This is a genomic window from Lacipirellula limnantheis (genome assembly GCF_007746075.1).
GTDB lineage: Bacteria > Planctomycetota > Planctomycetia > Pirellulales > Lacipirellulaceae > Lacipirellula > Lacipirellula limnantheis.
In genome coordinates this window covers 3,454,524-3,473,287 of the sequence record NZ_CP036339.1, presented here as the reverse complement: position 1 = coordinate 3,473,287, position 18,764 = coordinate 3,454,524, and the positions used below count along the sequence as shown (strand labels likewise).

Below are 18,764 nucleotides of genomic sequence, written 5' to 3'. Positions count from 1 at the left end.
CATCGAATGCGGCGGCGCTGCGCATCGGGGTAGCCAACGAGTTCCGAGCGAGATGCCGTTTGTCGAGGTTTGGCGAACCCAAGCGTCAAGTCAACCACGCAGCGGTCGGGACGACCTGAGCAGAATATCGCCATCCTCGCGTCGCGAGCATCCGTGAGTCGTCGGTTCTGCACTATCGCCAAAGAATACGAACGCGTGCTTTGCCTGCCGCCCGCAGCGAGAATAATTCAGCGTCCAGAAACGGCAGGCGCGCCGAGGCGAACACAGCGTCCCTAGCTAACATGTGTCGTATGGCGGAGCGCGACGGTTCGCCGTTCGCGGTCAGTGACGGCGCCATGCGGAAGTTAGCAGACGCCGAGGCCGTCGGCCCCGCGGCAATCATTGACGCCTCCTCAACCGCAGCCGTGCTGCCGTATTGCGCTGTCCACACGGCCAAGTCGGCGGCGTCGACGTCGTTATCGAAGTCGGCGTTGCCACTCGATCGCGTCGCGGCGACGCCGGTGACGCCGAAGCCTCGCTGCCATATCAAGAAGTCCGCGCCATCGCGGTCGTTGTCAAAGTCGAAATCAGCCGTTGGGTCCGACTGCACTTCCACGGCGCCGACGTCGACCGTCACGCTGCTGACTCGGGCAAAGCCGCTGCCGCGCTGGTCGAAAGGAATCGGCTCGGTCGTATTGGCGTCCCCGTCTAAGTCGAAGGCATCGATCGGCCGTTGATCATTACCGCCGGCGTTGATCGCCGGGCTGCCCGGCAGCGGCAGGTGGGTCTGCGCGGCCCCGCCATTGGAGGCCAGCGAACCGAGCAACGCGCTCGCGACGCCGATTTGATTACCGTTGACGCCGCCATTGGCCAGGCCGCTGGAATCGCCGGGGCCGATCAGGTTATGGGAGCTGGCCGTATTCGCGGCGGCGCCCGCAAAGTTGTCCGCGATCGAGAGTCCCGCGATGGGACCTTGAACATTGTCGGCGACGATCGAGTTGTGCATCACGACGCCGAAGACGCTGTTGTTGTAAAGACCGGCGCCGATCCCGCCCACGTTGCTGGCATCCGAGCGGTTGCCGACAACGGTCGAATTGCGCAGGGAGAGGATTCCGTTATTGCTGATGCCGCCCCGGTCTCGCCCGCCGATATTGCCGCTGACCGTCGAATTCTCCAGCGACATCGACCCGTCGTTCAAGATGCCCCCAACCAACGTCGCGCCGTTGCCGCTAAACGTCGAGTTTTGCACGGTGACCGTGCCGGCGGTTTGGTTGAGGAGGGCGCCGATGACGCCGTCGAAGCCGCCGGAATCGAAAGCGTGGTTGTTGGCGATCGTCGAATTGACGATCTTAAGGATGCCCGAGTTGGAAATGCCGCCGACGCTCAGGGCCGCGCCATTTCCAGTGATTGAACTGTTCAGCAGCGTCAGCGTGCCGCTGTTGACGATGGCCCCTCCTGTTCCGGTGAGGACGCTGTTGCCGTTGATGCTGCTGTCGATCAACGTCGCCGAGCCGGCGTTGAAGAGGCCGCCGCCGCCGCCATCGGGCGTCGCCGAAAAGCTCCCGGCTTGGTTCCCCTGAATCTGACTGGTGCGTACGGTAAGCGTGCCCGTCGACGAGTTGTGGATTCCTGCGCCTTCGAGCGCCTTGTTGGCGGTGATGACGACATTCTCCATCGTGAGTCGCTCGTTGTTGAGGATCCCGCCCCCCTGCGTCGCATTGCCGCCGCGAATCGTCAGATCGCGAATCGTCAAGCTGCCGAACGTGCCGACGGCCGGGTCGCTCACGAAAAACACTCTCGAGGCCGTGGCGCCCCCGCTGACAGTCAAGAGCGACGACCCCGGTCCATTGATCACTAGCAGCCCACGCGGATTGAGCTGCCCCTGGGTTAACGTAATCGTGCCCGTCAATCCGGGCTGAAACTGGATCCGATCCGAGAACAGGGTGTCGCCGGCGGGTCCTCCCGGTTGAACGGCTACGTTGGTGTTGGCGGCGCCGATCGCCTCGCGTAGCGTGACGACGTTGTCACTGAAATTCACCGGCGCGTCGACGAGGCTGTTGACCGTGAACGTCGTGAGTGCGAGACGCGGTTCGAGGGGCTCGAAGGCGATGACTCGCGAGAATTCGGCCCGGCGCGACCGGCCGAGAGATTTGGACCGCCGAAACCATCGGTGAGACATGCGTGACTCCGTCGCTGCGGGCGGCAAGCGGTGCGGCGCCCAATGACCAGCAGGGACCGTATTATGCGCCGTTGCGGGCTGTAGGGCGCGTGAATTTTCAAGGGAAACGCTCTAACTCTCCAGTCGATCAATCGAAGCGAAGCGCCTTTTTCCGAAAGCGGCGATCGCTGACAGGCAGTTAAGATTGCAGACCATGCCATCAGCCTAGCTGGGCTCGGTCCCCCCGATTCGCCCTCCGCGACCACGGCACTATGTGCATTTCACTTCCGAGCGGGGCCAGTTTACGAACAATGCGGACCTCGCTGGCTACCTCTGGTTCGCCACTGCGAGAACGGCGCGCTGTCGAACGGCAATAAACTAATTGAGCGAAGTGTTCGTCCCGTGGCGATCGGCCACAAGAATTATTTGTTCATGGGCAGCCATAACGGCGGCAAGGCGGCTGCGGTCCTCTTCACCATCATGACCAGTGCCAAAGTGAATCAGGTCGAGCCGTTTGCGTACGCGCGGGATCTACTGTGTTAGTTGTCAGGTTGCTCGCCGCCCGCGGAAGCGACGCTGCTTCCAGATGCCTAGTTAACGGCGCGCACCCTCAGTTTCGCCATCGCTGGTCGCGGCTGTGCGAACGGCATCTGTGAGACCAAGAAGCAAATTTGCGATGAGTGCTCGGGGTTTTGTTTGAAGACGTGAGATTAGACACACCGTAGCCCGAAGATTTGTCGGCAGATCCACTACGGCGACGACTGCCGGCATACCAACTTTTCGGACCAGTCGGTGCGTGGTCCCTTCGGGGAGCGTTATCCGGTACGATATCCTAACAGCGACAACGATCCGGATTCTGTGAAAAACCATCCGTCGAAGGCGCTGAGCGCAGTGCGTGCCGATAACGATTGACGAGGCTTAGCTTTTGTGATGGAGACCAATTCCGGTAACGACGCACTGATCGGCCTCTCGGAAGCGGATGTCTCGCGTCGCTTGCTTCAGCACGGCCACAATGAGCTTCCATCATCGAAGGGCCGCAGCATCCTGGCCACCGCCTGGGATGTGGTTCGAGAGCCGATGTTCCTGCTGTTGCTCGCCTGCGGCACGATCTATTTGATCCTCGGGGACGTGCAGGAAGCGTTGATGCTCCTCGGCTTCGTCTTCGTCGTGCTGGGCATCACTCTCTATCAAGAGCGAAAAACGGAGCGGGCACTAGAGGCCTTGCGCGATCTTTCTAGTCCTCGCGCGCTAGTGATTCGCGGCGGCCAGCGAAAACGCATCGCGGGCCGAGAGGTCGTTCCCGATGACCTCGTCGTGTTGGCCGAGGGCGACCGAGTTCCGGCGGATTCCGTGGTGCTGTCATGTACCAACCTTTCTACGGACGAGTCATTGCTCACTGGCGAATCCGTCCCGGTAAGAAAGGTTGCCTGGGACGGGGTCCGAGAGATGACGCGGCCGGGAGGCGAAGACCTTCCCTTCGTCTTCTCCGGCACGCTGGTCGTTCAGGGCCAGGGGATCGCGCAAGTGCGGGCCACGGGACTCCACACCGAAATGGGCAACATCGGCAAGGCATTGCAAACGGTGGAGGTCGAGGGAACCCGGCTCCAAAAAGAGGTCGGACAACTGGTGCGGCGCGTGGCGATTCTCGGCTTGATCTTGTGCGTCATGGTCGTTGTCCTCTACGGCCTTGCGCGCGGAAATTGGCTGCAGGGATTCCTGGCTGGGATCACCCTGGCGATGGCAATGTTGCCAGAAGAGTTCCCGGTTGTGCTGACCATCTTCCTCGCCTTGGGCGCATGGCGCTTATCGAAAATCAAAGTCCTGGCTCGTCGTGTACCCGTCATCGAAACCCTCGGCTCGGCCACGGTTCTCTGCGTAGACAAGACCGGCACGCTCACAGTGAATCGGATGTCGATTCGCAAACTGGCCGTGGACGGGACGGTCTGTGACGTCGAGCAACAGGAAGCCCCGCCGTTGCCAGAACCGTTCCATGAAATTGTCGAGTTCGGCATCTTGGCGAGTCAACGTGATCCGTTCGATCCGATGGAGAAGGCGTTTCACGATCTCGGCAATGACCGTCTCGCTCAAACCGAACATCTGCACGCCGACTGGCGACTGGAGCGAGGATACCCGTTATCTACCAGCCTGCTAGCCATGTCTCATGTTTGGATGTCGCCGACCGGCCACGATTACGTTTTAGCGGCCAAGGGTGCGCCGGAAGCAATCGCGGACCTGTGCCATCTGAGCGCCCAGCGGACTCAGGCAATTGGCGAGCAAGTGACGGCAATGGCCCAGGATGGACTTCGGGTGTTAGGCGTCGCCAAGGGAGTATTCGGGCAAAAGCCATTGCCGGGCGAGCAACATGATTTCACTTTTGAGTTCTTAGGCCTCGTCGCCCTAGCTGACCCTGTACGCCCCACTGTGCCCGCAGCCGTCGAGGAATGCTACACGGCCGGCATCCGGGTGATCATGATTACGGGGGATCATCCGACCACGGCCAAGAGCATTGCACGGCAAGCGGGAATCAAGCCGCTGGACGAGATCATCACCGGCGCCGAACTGGACGAGTTCAACGAAGCGGAACTCCAACAACGCGTGCGGACGACCAACGTCTTTGCCCGCATGGTCCCGGAACAGAAGCTGCGGCTAGTCAATGCGCTGAAGGCGAATGGCGAGGTCGTCGCCATGACGGGCGACGGGGTGAACGACGCTCCGGCTCTCAAAGCCGCCCACATCGGCATTGCGATGGGTGGGCGGGGAACAGACGTCGCGCGCGAAGCCGCCTCATTAGTTCTGCTGGACGATGACTTCGCATCCATCGTGCAGTCGGTTCGCATGGGTCGGCGGATTTTCGATCACTTACAGAAAGCGATGACCTACATCGTGGCGGTCCATGTCCCGATTGCCGGACTGTCGCTCGTGCCGGTTTTACTCGGCGGGCCGCTGGCCCTCTTACCAGTGCACATCCTGTTTCTCGAACTGATAATCGATCCAGCATGTTCGGTCGTGTTTGAAGCGGAACCTGAAGATGCAAACGTGATGAAGCGCCCGCCCCGCAATCCGCTGATGCCGCTGTTTGGCCGCCGCATTCTTGGTCTCGGCCTGCTACAAGGTACGAGCGTATTGCTGATAGTCCTGGCGGTGTACGTTTCGGCGTTGTGGGGCTGGCTAGACATCGCGGACGCCATTGCATTGAGTTTTACCACGCTCGTGGTGGCCAACTTGGGACTGATCTTCGCCAACCGCTCTTGGACTCGCACCATCCTGTCCACCTTGCGAACCCCGAATGTCGCACTCTGGTATGTATTCGGCGGCACAATCTTTTTCCTCAGCCTTGCGCTCTACGTTCCTTTCTTACGCGACCTGTTTCACTTCTCGACGCTCCATCCCAATGACCTCGCGCTGTGTATCGCAGCTGGATCGGCCAGCATTCTCTGGTTCGAAAGTTTGAAGTGGTTCAAACAGAAATCGCGGACCTGAATTTCCCCATCCGACGCCTATTGCCCTTTGCTCAATATTTCCAAGTTTGTCGACGCATTCCTGAGCCCCTACAGCTTGTTAGCATCACAGCGTTCGCGCAAAGCCGTCCCGAGCTGCGTCATTTAACCAAAGTCTTCTCGGATCTGCCTCGCGTCATTTCGCCGCGTCGTCGGCAATGCGTCGTTTGCTCGCTGCCGAGTTTGTATGCCTAGTGAGCATCACTCGCCTTCCGCGCACCGCCTGCTTCGCGGCCCCGGCGCGGCGCCATGAATTTCCACGCCGGGGCTCGAAGCACCGAGAACTCTTGCCCTTCCACCCGCGAAGGAACAATGGCCGGACGCCGCCAGCTCAGAACCCTTCTTTCCGCATGACCGAAGAAGAGCTAAGATCCCTCCCGCCCAGGAGCCAAGGCGCCGGCAACCAGCTGACCTGGTTGAAGCCGATCGTGACGTCAACCGTCACCGGCTGACCCGCAGTCGCCGTCGCCGGATTGGGAGAGACCGTGGCGACGACGCCGTTCACCCCGACGCCCGCCGCGTATTCCTCGACGGCCTCGATGGTAGCTTGCTGGGTGGATGAGAGCATCGACGCGCGGCGAGCCCCGACGCGCGAGGCGTTGATCAGCACCTGCTGCACCATCATCGCCCGGCCGATCTCAATGATGCCCAGCACCATCAAAAAGAAGATCGGCGCCACGAACGCAAACTCGACGGCCGCCACGCCGCGATGACGGCGGAGCGGACGGCGACGACGAACGGTCATCGGCGGCTGGGATCGAAGGAGTTTCATGACGACATCCTGAGTCGGCGGCGAACGTCCGCCCACGGCGGCTTCGTCCTAAGGGACGCTGGTCTATTTCACCAGGACGACGGGAGTGTAAACGAAACTACTAGTCGACTCTCCCGACGGGATCACCCCCGAGAGCACCATCGGGCACGGCTGAATCGTGACGCGCTTTTGGTTCATCGCCCCGGTCAGTTTGACTTCCATGATCCGGATGCCGGCCCAGTGGATAATCGTGTACTGGGCGTTGTTGCCGGGACCAACCACCTTCGAAAAAATCGGGATCAACCGCGGCTGACCTTTGATCGACGTCAGTTCGTCCTTGGCGCCGGCGCTGATGCCAGTGTCGCCGTTCAGGTCGAGTTCGCCGTCGTCATTGAATTCCAGCGACCCGCCATGGTAAGCCAAGTCGTTCGGCGAGATGCCGTGCAGGATCTGACGGGTGATGTCGGCCGTGCTGTTGTTGCTGCTGCCGATGTCGACGGTGCCGCGGTTGCCGGGAGATCCGGTCCCCTGGGGAAACAGGTTCACTTCGAGCACCCCGTCGGCGCCCGGCGTGATCGTCTTGGTATCGTTGTTCCACCGCCATTGGTCGGCTGCAGTGCCGGCCAAGAGCGCCTTCCATGTTTCCCAATCGAGGGCGTAGGGCAGGACGTCGATGTTGCCCCCCCCGGCCGGCGGTCGGACGCCGCGAATGTTGCGGTAGTAGCCGGCGGTGGCCTCAGCATTGAGACCCTGGCCCGTTAGCCCGAAGATCTTGGCGAAGAAGTAGGGCGCTTCGCCGTTGAGCGACTCGTCGCGACGAATGCGAATCTTGACCGCGTTAAAATCTTTGAGCGTGGCGGTGTTGACCGTGGCAGTTGGATCATACAAGTCGGCAATCTGACCGAAAACCAGGTCGCCATTGGGTGAATTGCCGGCGTTCTGGTTGATTTCCGTCTGGAGGTGCGCCACCTGATTGCTGCCGGCGTATTGCACCGCCGCCGCTCGTCCGGCCGCGACCGCTTCTGCCGGCGCAACGCCCTTGGAGAGCTTCTGCCCGTACTCCCAGCAGGCGGCCATAGCCGCTGCGTCGGCGGTACGCTGCAGTTCCTGCTTGTTGGAAAGGATGTAGCCGGTGTCGACCGAGAATGCCACCATGGCAAGGACGACCACCGCCAAGAACGCGGCCAGCACAGTAATGGCGCCGCGGCGCTCTGCGGCGCGGACCCGACGAATTCTTTGAGTCGCGAGTTGCATGGGGATCACCAGAAGCTTTCTGAGGGGGGATTGCGGACGAAGCCCAACGTCACCCGAGCCTACGGATCGAGATCGGCGTCGACGTCAATCGGCGCATTCAGTTCGTAGACTTGTCCGGCGGAATCGGTCCAGCGCAACTTCGTCAGCGTCAGCGAGCGGACTCGATTTCCAGCGAAGTTGACGCCGGATTCCTCGATCGCCACGGCGGGTAGGTAGCCGTTGAGGTTGTGGAGGTCCGAGGCGAACGAGAACTTGAGGCCGTCGCCCCCGAAGGAGCCCCACGAGTCGCTCTCCCCGGAGTGAATCTTGAACGTGAGTTGACCGTTCTTGAGCTCCGTGCGTTGGACCCAGCGGACGAGTTCGTTCGTCTGTTGCAAGGCATCCTCCTCGTGGCTGGCGTGGCTGGCCACGAGCTCGCCGCCATTCCAGAGCTGCACCTGCATCCCGCCGGGGGCCCATTCGGGATGGCTCCGGTGATTGAGTGCGAACAGAAAGTACACGCCGTCGAGCGAGCCCACCGGCGAGGTGACCATCGTCACTTGCGGAGCGCTCCGCTGGGCGTCTGGTTCGCCCACATTCAACTCCCAGAACTCTTCAATGGCGACGATCTCGATCGCCTGAGCAGTCGCCGGGGCGAGCGCCCAGCAGGCCAGCAGCGTCAGGCTCAATAAACTTGGCGAGCGCGCAGCAGCGAACGCAGCTTGAGGACGGAACATGGCAATGCTCCTCGGCAGGAAGAGAAGGCGGGGAGGCGCGCCGGGGCGTCTCGGAAAAGGCTGCCAGCGCCGCTTCAACAGCTGGCGCTGGCGGACTGTCTATCTCAGGCGGTCCAATGAAAGCCTATGTCGAATTGTCCGGCGCGGCGGAAATTCTGTCGAAATCTGCGACGCACCTCAGCATGATTCGTAGTCACACGTTCGATGGCTTGGTCTGTGCGGAATGTAACGCGGCCATTGCGACTCGATGCTTGCTCCCACCGATGGCGATGAACCAATGGTCGCGCGCAGGCCGTCGTGCGGCCTGCGCTATTGTCACCCACCGATTATCCGCCTGGACTTCCCACGCCGCAGGCGTCGAATTAGTCGCCTGCGCCGGCGAACTGCTAGGCAGGCGCCGGACCGACGCGCTGAAACGGACCCATAAAACGCCTGACCACATGGCGCTGGGCGAATCCAGATACCGCAACGTCGAGTCGTATTCAACGGGGATGAAGCAACGACTGAAGCTCGCGTCCGCGCTCGTCCACGACCCGAAACGGACCCAGGTTTTAAAAAGGAGGCGATTCTGACCTAACGGACGCGACCAGTCGCAGGAGGCAAATAGTTGCATTTCTAGGGCAATTGCAGTAGGTATAGGCTCCCCAATGCGGCCCGTTTCGTGCCTCTTTTCCGTTCAATCTCAAGGTGCGAGCAATGACAATTCAGCTGTTTCTACGTGCGCTCCAGAACGGTCGTCTCTTGATCGCTCTGCTCCTAACGGCAGCTGCGGCCGACCCAGCCTGGGCTCAAGTGACGCGGTTCTCTTTTGAGGCCACGGTCGAATTGTTGCAGGACAGCAACCATGTATTTGGCGACCTGCTGAATGTCGGGTCGATTCTCACCGGATCATTCGTCGTCGATCTCACGGTTCCAGACAGCGCGCCGGACAATACAACCAGCGGATCATACTTAATGCCCGCGGCGCTCAATGACTTTGCCCTCGTTAGCGGCGAGTTCTCAGCTTTCTCGACCGGCGACTTTCAGTTTGCCGGCGTTAGTGACGGCGAGTCTTTTCCAGATTTCTTCACGGTCGGTTTCACAATCGATACCGTCCCGTCCGCCATCGGATCGCCAGGAATTGACTTTATGGAAGTCGCTTTTGACTTCGAGGACCAGTCTGCAAGCGCCCTTTCGTCGGATTCACTGGTGGAAGCCGTTGCCGCTAACCCTGCTGCGTGGAGCGAAATTTCGTTTGACATGTTTGGCGAAGACGAAGCAGGCACGGGCAACCCATTCGTCTTACGCGCCACGGTGACGACAATCTCGGCCACGCCGCTTTCGCTGGCCGACTTCACTCACGACGGGGTCGTCGACGCTGGCGATTTGGCAGCGTGGAAGGCCGGCTTCGCGGGCGACGCCGAGGCGTCGCATGCGCAGGGCGACGCCGACAACGATTCTCACGTCGACGGCGCGGATTTTCTCATTTGGCAGCGCAACGTCGGCGTCACGGCCGGCGTGAGCGTCGTCCCTGAGCCCGTGGGTTTATTGCTCGGGGCGGCCGCACTGTCGGGCTGTGCGTTCGTCCCAAAGCGAAGGTAGCTCGATCGCCGGCGACGGGACCGCAGCGAGGGTGACGTCGTTTGTCGCGCACCCCTTGGCTTCTCGACTTATGCTTAGGCCTCTGGAGGGCGGCGTCTCAGTCACAATGCCCACGTTCAGGCTTCAGATCACCGGTTTCCACCGTTCGGAAAGACCCCAATGACTGGCGGGCGGCAATCGCGTCCGCCACGTGGATGAGAGCCGGCAAGACCTCATTTGCCAGGGGACCACCCGTCGACCTACTCTCCTCTAAAGCCGTAAAAAGTTGGTATCCACGACTAATTTCTAATCGCAAGTGATGAACTTATGAATTACACTCGGGCCGGTTTCGCGCGGAGTCGCGGAAACTGCTGAATTCGGGTCGCTACCTCGTGGGAGTCGACCCGGACAATGGCCAACTAGATCTGTTCGACGCAGACAAGGTCCAGGCGGCAGCGGCCCAGGAGCCGGAATACTTGGCGTCGACCATCGTTGGCGGAAGTAACGCGACGCAAACGCCGCGGGTGGAGGCGTTGCTGGCACAACTAAAGTCCGCCGATGGCCACATCGCGCTGGAAACTGATGACAGCGAAGCAGCGGCCACGTCGGGAAAGGCCGTCTCCCCGCTGGGAGGCGCAAGCGGTTCGGCGCAAAGCGTCGAGGCGCTGCTTAAATCGTTGAAAAAGAAGGAAGCGAGCGGGGGCGGTTGAAGATGCGGCCTGACTAGTTTCTCAATTCCCATCGGCCCTCGTCGCTCGCGAGAGTGCAACGGTTCTAACGGCGCGCGGCGATCTATTGTGGACTCGACTCGCCCGGAACGGTCGCCGCAGGCGTTCGCCTGGAGTGACCGTCGCCGTGCCCTCGGTTCGGAGCGATGCATCGAACATCACTCAGCAGGCGTCCTCGCGGGAGATTGCCATGAAGCGTCCCTTCGTCACTCATTTACTGTTGGCTTGGTTCGGCTGCTGGCTCGTCGCACGCACGGCGGCGGCGGTCACGATCGCGACCGTCCCGGTCGGCCATGCCGGCAATGCAAATGACTGGACCGGCTGGGGCGGCGTCGGCTACGAATACCGCATCGGCGCCTATGAAGTTCGCAACGCCGAGTACGTTGAGTTCCTCAACGCGAAGGCCGTCAGCGATCCATTGGGTCTCTACAATGCCAATATGGGCAGCAATGCCCGAGGCGGCATCACGCGGAGTGGAGTCAGCGGGAGCTACAGCTATGCGCCAAAAGCCGGCATGCAAAATAAGCCCGTGAACTACGTGAGCTTTTACGACGCGGTTCGATTTGCGAACTGGCTCGGTAACGGTCAGGGATCGGGCGACACCGAGTCTGGCGCCTATACCATCTTGGGGGGGACGGCCGAACCGACCAATGGCCGCGATATCGTCCGAAACTCCGGGGCGACGTGGTTTCTGACGAGCGACAACGAATGGTATAAGGCCGCCTACCACAAAAACGACGGTGTGACGGATCATTACTTTGCGTATCCGACCGCCAATGACGTCGCCCCCGCCGGCGGGGCCCCTCCGGGCGGGAGTAATTCGGCGAATATTAGCCTCCTCGTCGGCGATCCGACCGACGTCGGCGCCTATGTGGCGTCGGCAAGTCCCTACGGGACTTTTGACCAAGGGGGGAACGCGTCTGAATGGACGGAGAAGCTACAGCCAGATTTCGAGACCTACCGGACGCGTCGCGGCGGAGAGTGGAATGGATTTTCGAGCAACCTCTGGGCGGGAACGCAATTCATTGAAGATCCTTTGAACGAGCATCTCAGCGTCGGATTTCGTTTGGCGACCGTCGCGGAAGCGACGCCTTTCGCAGGCGACTTCGACCTCGATAACGATGTCGATGGCGCCGACTTCCTCGCCTGGCAACGGGGCGGCTCGCCGAGTCCGCTCAGCGCTGTCGACCTTTCCGCCTGGAAGACGGCATTTGGCGGCGCCCCGATCGCAACGGTTCCGGAACCCTCGACTGCGATGTTAAGCATCTGCGTCTTGATCGGCGGCGCAAGGCGCAGATCGCGCCGGATGTAAACTGGCAACAAGTCATGAGTTAACGACTTGTCTGACTAGATGACGGATCGCGAGTAGTTTGGTTGATCATTGCCCGACGCAAACGCTTGTCGTGAAGTCGATTGGCTATCTCGCATGCAGCGTCTATCCACAGCCCGACAGCATGGTTTGAGGTGCGACGGTTCAAGGCGAATCAGGTCGAGCCGTTCGCCTCTGTGTGCGATCTTCCGACCCAGTTGTCACGCAACACGCCGCCGGCGGTCGGGACGCTGCTGCCCGACGCCAGGTTGGCGACGCACCCGGAATCTCGCCGATGCTGGTCGCGGTAACTCGCGATGCAGTGTGGCCTTTCGACTGTTCCAACGACCTGTTTGTTCGTGTTCTGACGGGCAGTCTGCTATAAACTGCAATCGCAGCATGAATGCCGGCGCCGATATGCAATCACAAGGAACATTCTATGCGAATTAACCAAATCACCCACAGAGTTCTGATTGCCCTGATCGGAACACTCGTCCTCACCTCTTTCCCGATGCCTGCAATGGCCTGCACGCGAGTTCTCTTCGTGGCGAAGGACGGCACGGTCATCACCGGTCGGTCCATGGACTGGGGCGAGGACTTGAAGTCCAACATGTGGGTGCTGCCGCGCGGCATGCAGCGCGACGGGATGGGCGGGACGAACAGCATCTCGTGGGAGTCGAAGTACGGCAGTCTGATTGTGTCAGGCTACGACATCGGCACCTCCGAAGGCATGAACGAAAAGGGGCTGGTCGTCAACATGCTCGCCCTTGTCGAGTCTGATTACGGCAAGCCGCCGGAAGGGACCAAAGTCATCTCGATGAGCACTTGGGCGCAATACATCCTCGACAACCACGCGACGGTGGCCGAGGCGGTGGCCGACTTCAGAAAAGGGAGCTTCCAAGTCCAAACCGTCGTTCTGCCCACTGGCAAGCCCGCGAATATGCACCTCGCGATAGCCGATCCGACCGGCGACTCGGCCATCTTCGAGTATGTGCAGGGCAAGCTCGTCATCCACCACGGCAAGCAGTTCAAGGTGATGACGAACTCGCCGACATACGACAAGCAGTTGGCCATCATGGAATACTGGCAACTGGCGGGCGGGCTGACGAAGTCGCTGCCCGGCACGTCCAGCGCCGCCGATCGCTTTGTCCGGGCGACGTATCTGCTGGCTGCGATCCCGACCGAAGCCAAGCCGCAGTACATCAGCGGCGTGGCAGGTCAGAAGTTTCACTTCCAGGCGATGATGTCGGTGCTCTCCGTCATGCGGAGCGTCGGCACGCCCCTTGGCATCGACGTCGACAACCAGCCCTGGGTCTCCTCGACCGTCTGGCGCACCGTGAGCGATAGCACCAATCGCATCGTGATGTTCGATTCGGCGATGACCCCAGCGACGTTCTGGGTGCGCTTGGACGATCTCGACCTGAAGCCGGGCGCGCCAGTGAAAAAGCTGGAGTTGGTCGGCGGAAAGACTTACAACGGGAACGCCGCAGACAAGTTCGTCGAGGCCACGCTGTTCACCTTCGCACCGCTCGGAAGCCACTACGAGGCAACGAAGGAATAGCCTGAATCCTGACAATGTCCAATTTCTATTATTGGCCGTGGCGTGGCGCGTCGCTGTCCATTAGGTGTCTTCAGTTTGCTTCCCAGCCCGTGTCCCAGTCAGAAGGTCCAAGAGCTGTCTTCTCGCCCCGAATTAATTCTCACACAAGCCAATCGGCGTTGCACGCTTCGGTCACATCGACCGGGGCGGGGAAGAGTCGCCGCCACGTCGCCCGGCCAATCTAACGACCGATTTTTAGCGGCGGCCCCCACGGCTTCACTGGTGCCCGGGATCGGATGAGGCCCACCCCCCTGGTTTCGAGTGACGGCGTAGAGCGGCGACTAGGGTGTCCTTGCTGAAACGCTTACCTTTTATCCGGTAAAGCACACCGAAATTCAGACGATTATCGGGGCCGGACAATAACCATTTCTATCCAACTCTGCCAGCGAACACTGGTGACGACCCCGTCGTGGCCGTCGGGGCTGAATACAAGGGCGTCATGATGCGTGCGGTATTGGCACAGCAAGCGTGCGTTGTGACGCACTTGGCATTCTCTATTTGGAAATAGCGACGCAGATATGCATCCTTTCCAGTGAGCGAATCACTCAGCCCTTCTCAATACGGAAAGTCCTTTGAATTACAACGCCAATTTGCAATTTGCGCGTTGTGACAGTCGATATTGTCGTTAGCGGCGAGTCCACCAATCCATGGTCGAGATCTCCGCTACGAGGAAATGAGATCCATTCGGTTCACTTCCACGCGGAGCGCGTCAGAAAATGAGAGTCCTTCAACTCGCCGCTTCTGTCATTGCAATAACGCTCCTCCCAACGCCTGTCTTTGCTCAGCAAGCGGCCAATGACTGGTTCAATCAACCGGCGTCGTATACTAACGTGTCGGAACAAATGCCTGAAGAGGAAGGTCACGCTTCGACAGTAGACGACTGCTGCGGCGGTGGCCATTGCTGGGAAGAATGCCGTGAGCCGCTGTGGACGGTCAGTGCAGGGGCCGTGATTCTGACTCGCGGGGCCCCGCAATCGAGTCCGATCGCCCGCAACTTCCAGAACACGTCGACGCTGCTCGATGCGAATGAATTCAAATTCGATTGGGCGGCCGGAGCCGATATCAGCGCGGTCCGGCGGGTCGACAACGTCGATGCCGTTGATGCCATCGACGTTCGATACTTCGGGGTGCAGAGTTGGCAGGCCAGCAGCTCGATGGATACGAATGGGTTTTGGAAATTTCCCAATAGCGGCGGGTTATTTCATCCCTCGCACTTAGATTCCCAGTGGCGATCACAGTTCTACAGCGCGGAACTGAATGCGCGCCGGAATACTTCTTACTCATGGCTCACTTCGGTGGCCGGATTTCGCTGGCTACAACTTAACGATCAACTTAATATTGTACAGAGGCTCGCTGACTCGAGTCGCCACGATTACGATACGACGACGCGCAATAATCTCTACGGCGTTCAGGTGGGCGCAATCACTAGGATCCTCGATGGCGGCGGGCCACTCGCAATCAGTTGCGCATCGAAAGCCGGCATTTACGGAAACGCTGCCGCGAACCATTGGAACGTCAACTCGACGTTGCTGTCCGCCGATCAACAAGATCAAGTTGCATTCGTGGGTGACGTCAATGCATTGGCGATTTACCGAATCTCAGACCATATTGCATTTCAAGGCGGCTACCAACTGCTGTGGATTGAGGGAGTGGCGGTCGCAGGCGACCAATTCGCGGCGATGCATCAACAGATCACCCATGACGGCATCGATAGCACGGGAGGCGCGTTCTTGCATGGCGCCACGGCTGGCCTGACTCTCACCTGGTGATACCGCAAGATCGGTCGCGTGACGCTCGAATCTAGGCAACTGATTTGTTCGTCAACAAGTGGGCCAGCGCACTCGCACACGCCCCATTCTCTTGGAATCTCATGCAGCTTGTGAGTTGTCCAATCGAAGGGCCTTTGGAAATACAACCCAAGGGTTGTCGGTCGACCGGTCAATCGCCGCGCCATGAATGCCAACGGCCGAGCACGAGCGACACCGAGCTCACGACCGCTGCCGCCCAAAGGACGGAATAGATCAATCCATACTTCCGGTGTAACGCTCCGAGCGCCTCCATCAGCCGTAAAATATCCTTCCCTTTGGTCATCACAATTGCGGCGAATCCGATACCTGCCTGTCGGGTCCACAGGCCGACCACAAATAACAGCAGTGAGGCCAAGGCCATTGCGATCGCTGAAACAGTGACCGGCGAGGACCGGAAACCACCGGACAGAACTTCCTTCAACGCGCCAAGTTGTTCCTCCGAAGCGCCGGCCTTTTGCGCCGCAGCAATCACACGCTGTGGATCACGGGCTAGAAACAGTGAAGCCATACCGTTGATCAATTGCAGCAATCCCAAACAAACTCATCACAAAACCAACCAAGGCCATCGTTCTAGCGAGACTTCCGATTAATTGGTTCTGGGACTCGTTAAATTCAAATTAGCCGGTAGCATCGTTGAGCGCCGAGGACATGGTTCAATTCCTTTCCATTGGCGGATCAGTCGCTTTTTCGTCTTCGGCAGCAAGGGCAGCAACCGGAAGAACGCAGACGCGCGCGGACCATTAAACCAGGAACTACACCGAGTGCAAAGCCGCCGCGCCAAAGGTCACTTGGCTCAAGTGAATTGGCCCGGTTCCATGAGTCGCGATAGCGCGTACTGATATCCGATGGCGATGGCCGCCCGCGCGTTACTTTTAAAATTGAGCGTAGCGGTAAAAGGATCGCGACACTTTTTAAGAGTGCGCTGCAAATCCCAACTCGCCATGCGATACGTCGAGAACCCACCGTTCTAGAAACGGCGCCGGATCTCGCAAAAGCGGCTGCTGGTAGCGAGCGTTGAGACCGTGTGGATCGTGGAACGCTTACAACCGTTCTGCGATGCAGTTCGATGCCTAGACGCCACATGTCTGTCCTCCTTTTCGAATGGCTGAAGGATGCGTCTCAGCAACGCATCTCCTAGCTCACCGGCAAGGGAACTGGACCGCGGCGGTTATCGCAACAGGTCATTCTCAATGCTCTTGTAGAGCGATCGTCAACGCGGCAACTCCGGACAACGTGACGAAATCACACTATTGGCGATTCGGCGGGCGACGTCGATTGTGTCTTTGCTGCCGGAAACATGCTCGTGACATAGGCGCCTTCCATAATTAGGCACAGTTCCCGAGCTAGCGAGCGAGGTTCGTCGGCGCGGACGTTCACCGCGATCGCATAAAGGATGTCCTCGATGGCTTGCTTACTTTGCGACGCGGCCACATGGGCAGGTTCATGCGGCAGCGGAACTTCCATCGCCGCGTTGACGAAAATGCAGCCGTGAAAACCCTCCGATTCGATAATGAGTTCCACGACGTCGAGCACCGCGTGTAGCTGTGCGACTGCGATCGCGCCGCCCCGCGCTTGAATCATCTTTTGAAATGTGTCTTGCAGCCAACAGTTCTGCATGTCCAAAGCAGCGAGCGTCAAATCTTCTTTGCTTCCGAAATGCTTGTAGAACGCAGTCTTGGCTATGGCGTGCCATGGCTAGAGCGACCCTCGACCGCCATGTATTGACCGACCTCAGTTGGTGGCATTGGGCACTCACGATTCCGTTGCTGGCCGCGCACCTAGCAGGATCGTTCTCGGCCTTGGCCACGGCGACGGGACTATGCATCGTGGTGGGCGGATACTTCTTTCATCTCATTCAGCGGATCAGACCCTATCCAGTGCAAGTCAGAATCGCCTATCTAGGTTTACTGATTGTTGGCGTCTTGCCGTGGATGAATTGGATACACTGGATCCAACTGTGCGGAACTACTGCGATGGTAACCGTCGGTTACTGCCCGTTGATTCGTCTATTGAGTCTCCTCCCGCTGAATAATGATAAGCCGCTGACGATTTCGCTCGTGTGGCGTGCCTTCGTTTTGCAGCCTTGCGCCGGTGGGCTTGTCAAGCGGCGGGCCAAGTCACCGAGCGCAGCGGTTAATTGTTGCTCCCTGGCGGTCGACCGCCCCACGATGGAGTGCTCGTTGTCGCGTATCAAGGGCGTGATCGCTCGTGGAAACAACTAGATTCGGCTCACAACGAGGAGACTTTCTCGGGCGACTGCCGGCGAAGCCGGCGAGACTGTTAGTCATTTGTTCATTAGAAGCCACGGCGGGCGAGCGCTGGAGCGTAGGGAGCGCGGCAACCGTTGCGGAATCGACTGTGACGCCATTCCAAAACGTAGCGCCCGCCAGGAGGTCTGGCGCCCGGATACCGTAGCGAACAACCGTGCAACGACCCTAAGCGTCGAGGAAACCCTGGCGGTCTTGATTGAGCGACGCGGCAGACGTAGTAAATGCGTCTGCTCGCTGAGACGTTCCAATAAAGGCCTGTAATCAACGCTTCCGAGGGGCCGATTGTTTGACGTCGGCGATCACTACTGGAGCCGTCGGCGGATATCACTACATTCGTCAATCCGGCACCTCGACAGGACATCCAGTAATTTCTGGAAACGCACCTGCGTCGTCGCTCCGACGCTCAGCGAGCCCGTGGCAGCCGATACGCCGCAAGTAACGTTGGACCTTTGAGCCCTTTTCGGATCAGCGGCCCGGGGGCGGCGGCTGGTCAAGTTTCGGCGAATCTCGATCCTGCTGGTACAATCGCCTGGTATGGCGGACATCACTCAGATTCTTTCGCAAATGGAGCCGGGCGACCCCAGGGCCGCTGAACTGCTGCTACCATTGGTATACGACGAGCTTCGCCGATTGGCGGCATCTCGTCTGTCGCACGAAAAGCCGGGGCAGACCTGGGGCGCCACGGCGCTCGTCCACGAAGCCTATCTCCGACTTGTCGGCCCGGCTGATCGCACGGCCCAGCGCTGGGAAAGCCGAAGCTATTTCTTTGCCGCCGCCGCCGAGGCGATGCGACGGCTGCTCGTCGAGAATGCGAGGCGAAAAAGACGACTTCGCCACGGCGGCGGTCGGCAGCGCGTCGATCTCGATTGTCAGTTGCTGGTCTCGGATGCCGCCGACGACGCCTTGATCGCCCTCGACGAAGCGCTGGCGCGACTGACGGCGAACGAGCCCGAGGCGGCTGAGGTCGTCAAACTACGCTATTTCGCGGGTCTCACGATCGAGGAGACCGCTCGCGCGACGAATCTCTCGGCTCGGACGGTTAATCGACACTGGACCTACGCCCGCGCCTGGCTTTATCAGCAGCTGGGCGACGCTGGCCGCTGAAAATCCCCATTTTTTTCTGGCACAATTGGG

Annotated in this window: 15 protein-coding genes; 9 read left to right on the top strand and 6 right to left on the bottom strand. The window is 59.8% G+C overall.

Features of this window, described 5'->3' with window-relative positions; genetic code table 11:
- Positions 1-172: 172 nt before the first annotated feature.
- Positions 173-2,158 carry a choice-of-anchor Q domain-containing protein gene (locus I41_RS13370; RefSeq protein WP_145433166.1) on the bottom strand — a complete coding sequence of 662 codons (1,986 nt, stop codon included), beginning with the start codon at positions 2,156-2,158 and terminating at the stop codon, positions 173-175.
- Positions 2,159-2,341: 183 nt separating this feature from the next.
- Here I41_RS13370 and I41_RS28290 point away from each other — a divergent pair, with 183 nt between their 5' ends.
- Together I41_RS28290 and I41_RS13360 are read left to right on the top strand one after the other, a co-directional pair.
- A complete protein-coding gene (locus tag I41_RS28290) occupies positions 2,342-2,680 on the top strand; it encodes an IS66 family transposase (protein WP_145433165.1) in 339 nt (112 codons plus the stop codon).
- A 387-nt stretch (positions 2,681-3,067) separates the two neighbouring features.
- A complete protein-coding gene (locus I41_RS13360; protein ID WP_145433164.1) occupies positions 3,068-5,617 on the top strand; it encodes a cation-translocating P-type ATPase in 2,550 nt (849 codons plus the stop codon).
- A 348-nt stretch (positions 5,618-5,965) separates the two neighbouring features.
- On the opposite strand, the gene I41_RS13355 is transcribed toward I41_RS13360, so the two are convergent.
- The 3 genes from I41_RS13355 to I41_RS13345 form a co-directional block, all read right to left on the bottom strand.
- Positions 5,966-6,406, bottom strand: coding sequence for a TadE/TadG family type IV pilus assembly protein (locus I41_RS13355; RefSeq protein WP_246133662.1), 441 nt, complete (start codon positions 6,404-6,406; stop codon positions 5,966-5,968).
- 63 nt (positions 6,407-6,469) lie between these two features.
- Positions 6,470-7,639 carry a pilus assembly protein TadG-related protein gene (locus tag I41_RS13350; RefSeq protein WP_145433163.1) on the bottom strand — a complete coding sequence of 390 codons (1,170 nt, stop codon included), beginning with the start codon at positions 7,637-7,639 and terminating at the stop codon, positions 6,470-6,472.
- Between the two features lie 59 nt (positions 7,640-7,698).
- A complete protein-coding gene (locus I41_RS13345) occupies positions 7,699-8,355 on the bottom strand; it encodes a hypothetical protein (protein WP_145433162.1) in 657 nt (218 codons plus the stop codon).
- Positions 8,356-8,471: 116 nt separating this feature from the next.
- On the opposite strand from I41_RS13345, the gene I41_RS13340 reads away from it, so the two are divergent.
- The 6 genes from I41_RS13340 to I41_RS13315 all read left to right on the top strand — a co-directional run bounded on the left by I41_RS13340 (position 8,472) and on the right by I41_RS13315 (position 15,321).
- The gene (locus I41_RS13340; RefSeq protein ID WP_145433161.1) at positions 8,472-8,927 is read left to right on the top strand and encodes an ATP-binding cassette domain-containing protein; all 456 of its coding nucleotides are present in this window, start codon (positions 8,472-8,474) and stop codon (positions 8,925-8,927) included.
- A 124-nt stretch (positions 8,928-9,051) separates the two neighbouring features.
- Positions 9,052-9,936, top strand: a complete 885-nt coding sequence (locus I41_RS13335; protein WP_210420940.1) for a hypothetical protein — start codon at positions 9,052-9,054, stop codon at positions 9,934-9,936.
- Between the two features lie 371 nt (positions 9,937-10,307).
- Positions 10,308-10,625 (top strand): hypothetical protein, encoded by a 318-nt coding sequence (locus tag I41_RS13330; protein ID WP_145433159.1) that lies wholly within the window; start codon positions 10,308-10,310, stop codon positions 10,623-10,625.
- A gap of 208 nt (positions 10,626-10,833) precedes the next feature.
- Positions 10,834-11,955, top strand: a complete 1,122-nt coding sequence (locus I41_RS13325) for a formylglycine-generating enzyme family protein (protein ID WP_145433158.1) — start codon at positions 10,834-10,836, stop codon at positions 11,953-11,955.
- 517 nt (positions 11,956-12,472) lie between these two features.
- Positions 12,473-13,513: a linear amide C-N hydrolase gene (locus I41_RS13320; protein WP_210420939.1), complete on the top strand. Its 1,041-nt coding sequence runs from the start codon at positions 12,473-12,475 to the stop codon at positions 13,511-13,513.
- 755 nt (positions 13,514-14,268) lie between these two features.
- Positions 14,269-15,321 carry a hypothetical protein gene (locus I41_RS13315; protein ID WP_145433156.1) on the top strand — a complete coding sequence of 351 codons (1,053 nt, stop codon included), beginning with the start codon at positions 14,269-14,271 and terminating at the stop codon, positions 15,319-15,321.
- Positions 15,322-15,490: 169 nt separating this feature from the next.
- Here I41_RS13315 and I41_RS13310 read toward each other — a convergent pair whose 3' ends face one another.
- Together I41_RS13310 and I41_RS13305 are read right to left on the bottom strand one after the other, a co-directional pair.
- Positions 15,491-15,868 carry a hypothetical protein gene (locus tag I41_RS13310; protein ID WP_145433155.1) on the bottom strand — a complete coding sequence of 126 codons (378 nt, stop codon included), beginning with the start codon at positions 15,866-15,868 and terminating at the stop codon, positions 15,491-15,493.
- Between the two features lie 734 nt (positions 15,869-16,602).
- Positions 16,603-16,941: a hypothetical protein gene (locus I41_RS13305; RefSeq protein ID WP_145433154.1), complete on the bottom strand. Its 339-nt coding sequence runs from the start codon at positions 16,939-16,941 to the stop codon at positions 16,603-16,605.
- Positions 16,942-18,164: 1,223 nt separating this feature from the next.
- Here I41_RS13305 and I41_RS13300 point away from each other — a divergent pair.
- Positions 18,165-18,734, top strand: coding sequence for an ECF-type sigma factor (locus I41_RS13300; RefSeq protein WP_145433153.1), 570 nt, complete (start codon positions 18,165-18,167; stop codon positions 18,732-18,734).
- The last annotated feature ends 30 nt before the right edge of the window (positions 18,735-18,764 follow it).

Coding starts and splice junctions, on each gene's coding strand:
- I41_RS13370 (WP_145433166.1), bottom strand. CDS start 2,158: ATGTCTCACCGATGGTTTCGGCGGTCCAAATCTCTCGGCCGGTCGCGC.
- I41_RS13360 (WP_145433164.1), top strand. CDS start 3,068: ATGGAGACCAATTCCGGTAACGACGCACTGATCGGCCTCTCGGAAGCG.
- I41_RS13355 (WP_246133662.1), bottom strand. CDS start 6,406: ATGAAACTCCTTCGATCCCAGCCGCCGATGACCGTTCGTCGTCGCCGT.
- I41_RS13350 (WP_145433163.1), bottom strand. CDS start 7,639: ATGCAACTCGCGACTCAAAGAATTCGTCGGGTCCGCGCCGCAGAGCGC.
- I41_RS13345 (WP_145433162.1), bottom strand. CDS start 8,355: ATGTTCCGTCCTCAAGCTGCGTTCGCTGCTGCGCGCTCGCCAAGTTTA.
- I41_RS13340 (WP_145433161.1), top strand. CDS start 8,472: ATGAAAGCCTATGTCGAATTGTCCGGCGCGGCGGAAATTCTGTCGAAA.
- I41_RS13335 (WP_210420940.1), top strand. CDS start 9,052: ATGACAATTCAGCTGTTTCTACGTGCGCTCCAGAACGGTCGTCTCTTG.
- I41_RS13325 (WP_145433158.1), top strand. CDS start 10,834: ATGAAGCGTCCCTTCGTCACTCATTTACTGTTGGCTTGGTTCGGCTGC.
- I41_RS13320 (WP_210420939.1), top strand. CDS start 12,473: ATGGCCTGCACGCGAGTTCTCTTCGTGGCGAAGGACGGCACGGTCATC.
- I41_RS13315 (WP_145433156.1), top strand. CDS start 14,269: ATGAGAGTCCTTCAACTCGCCGCTTCTGTCATTGCAATAACGCTCCTC.
- I41_RS13310 (WP_145433155.1), bottom strand. CDS start 15,868: ATGGCTTCACTGTTTCTAGCCCGTGATCCACAGCGTGTGATTGCTGCG.
- I41_RS13305 (WP_145433154.1), bottom strand. CDS start 16,941: ATGATTCAAGCGCGGGGCGGCGCGATCGCAGTCGCACAGCTACACGCG.
- I41_RS13300 (WP_145433153.1), top strand. CDS start 18,165: ATGGCGGACATCACTCAGATTCTTTCGCAAATGGAGCCGGGCGACCCC.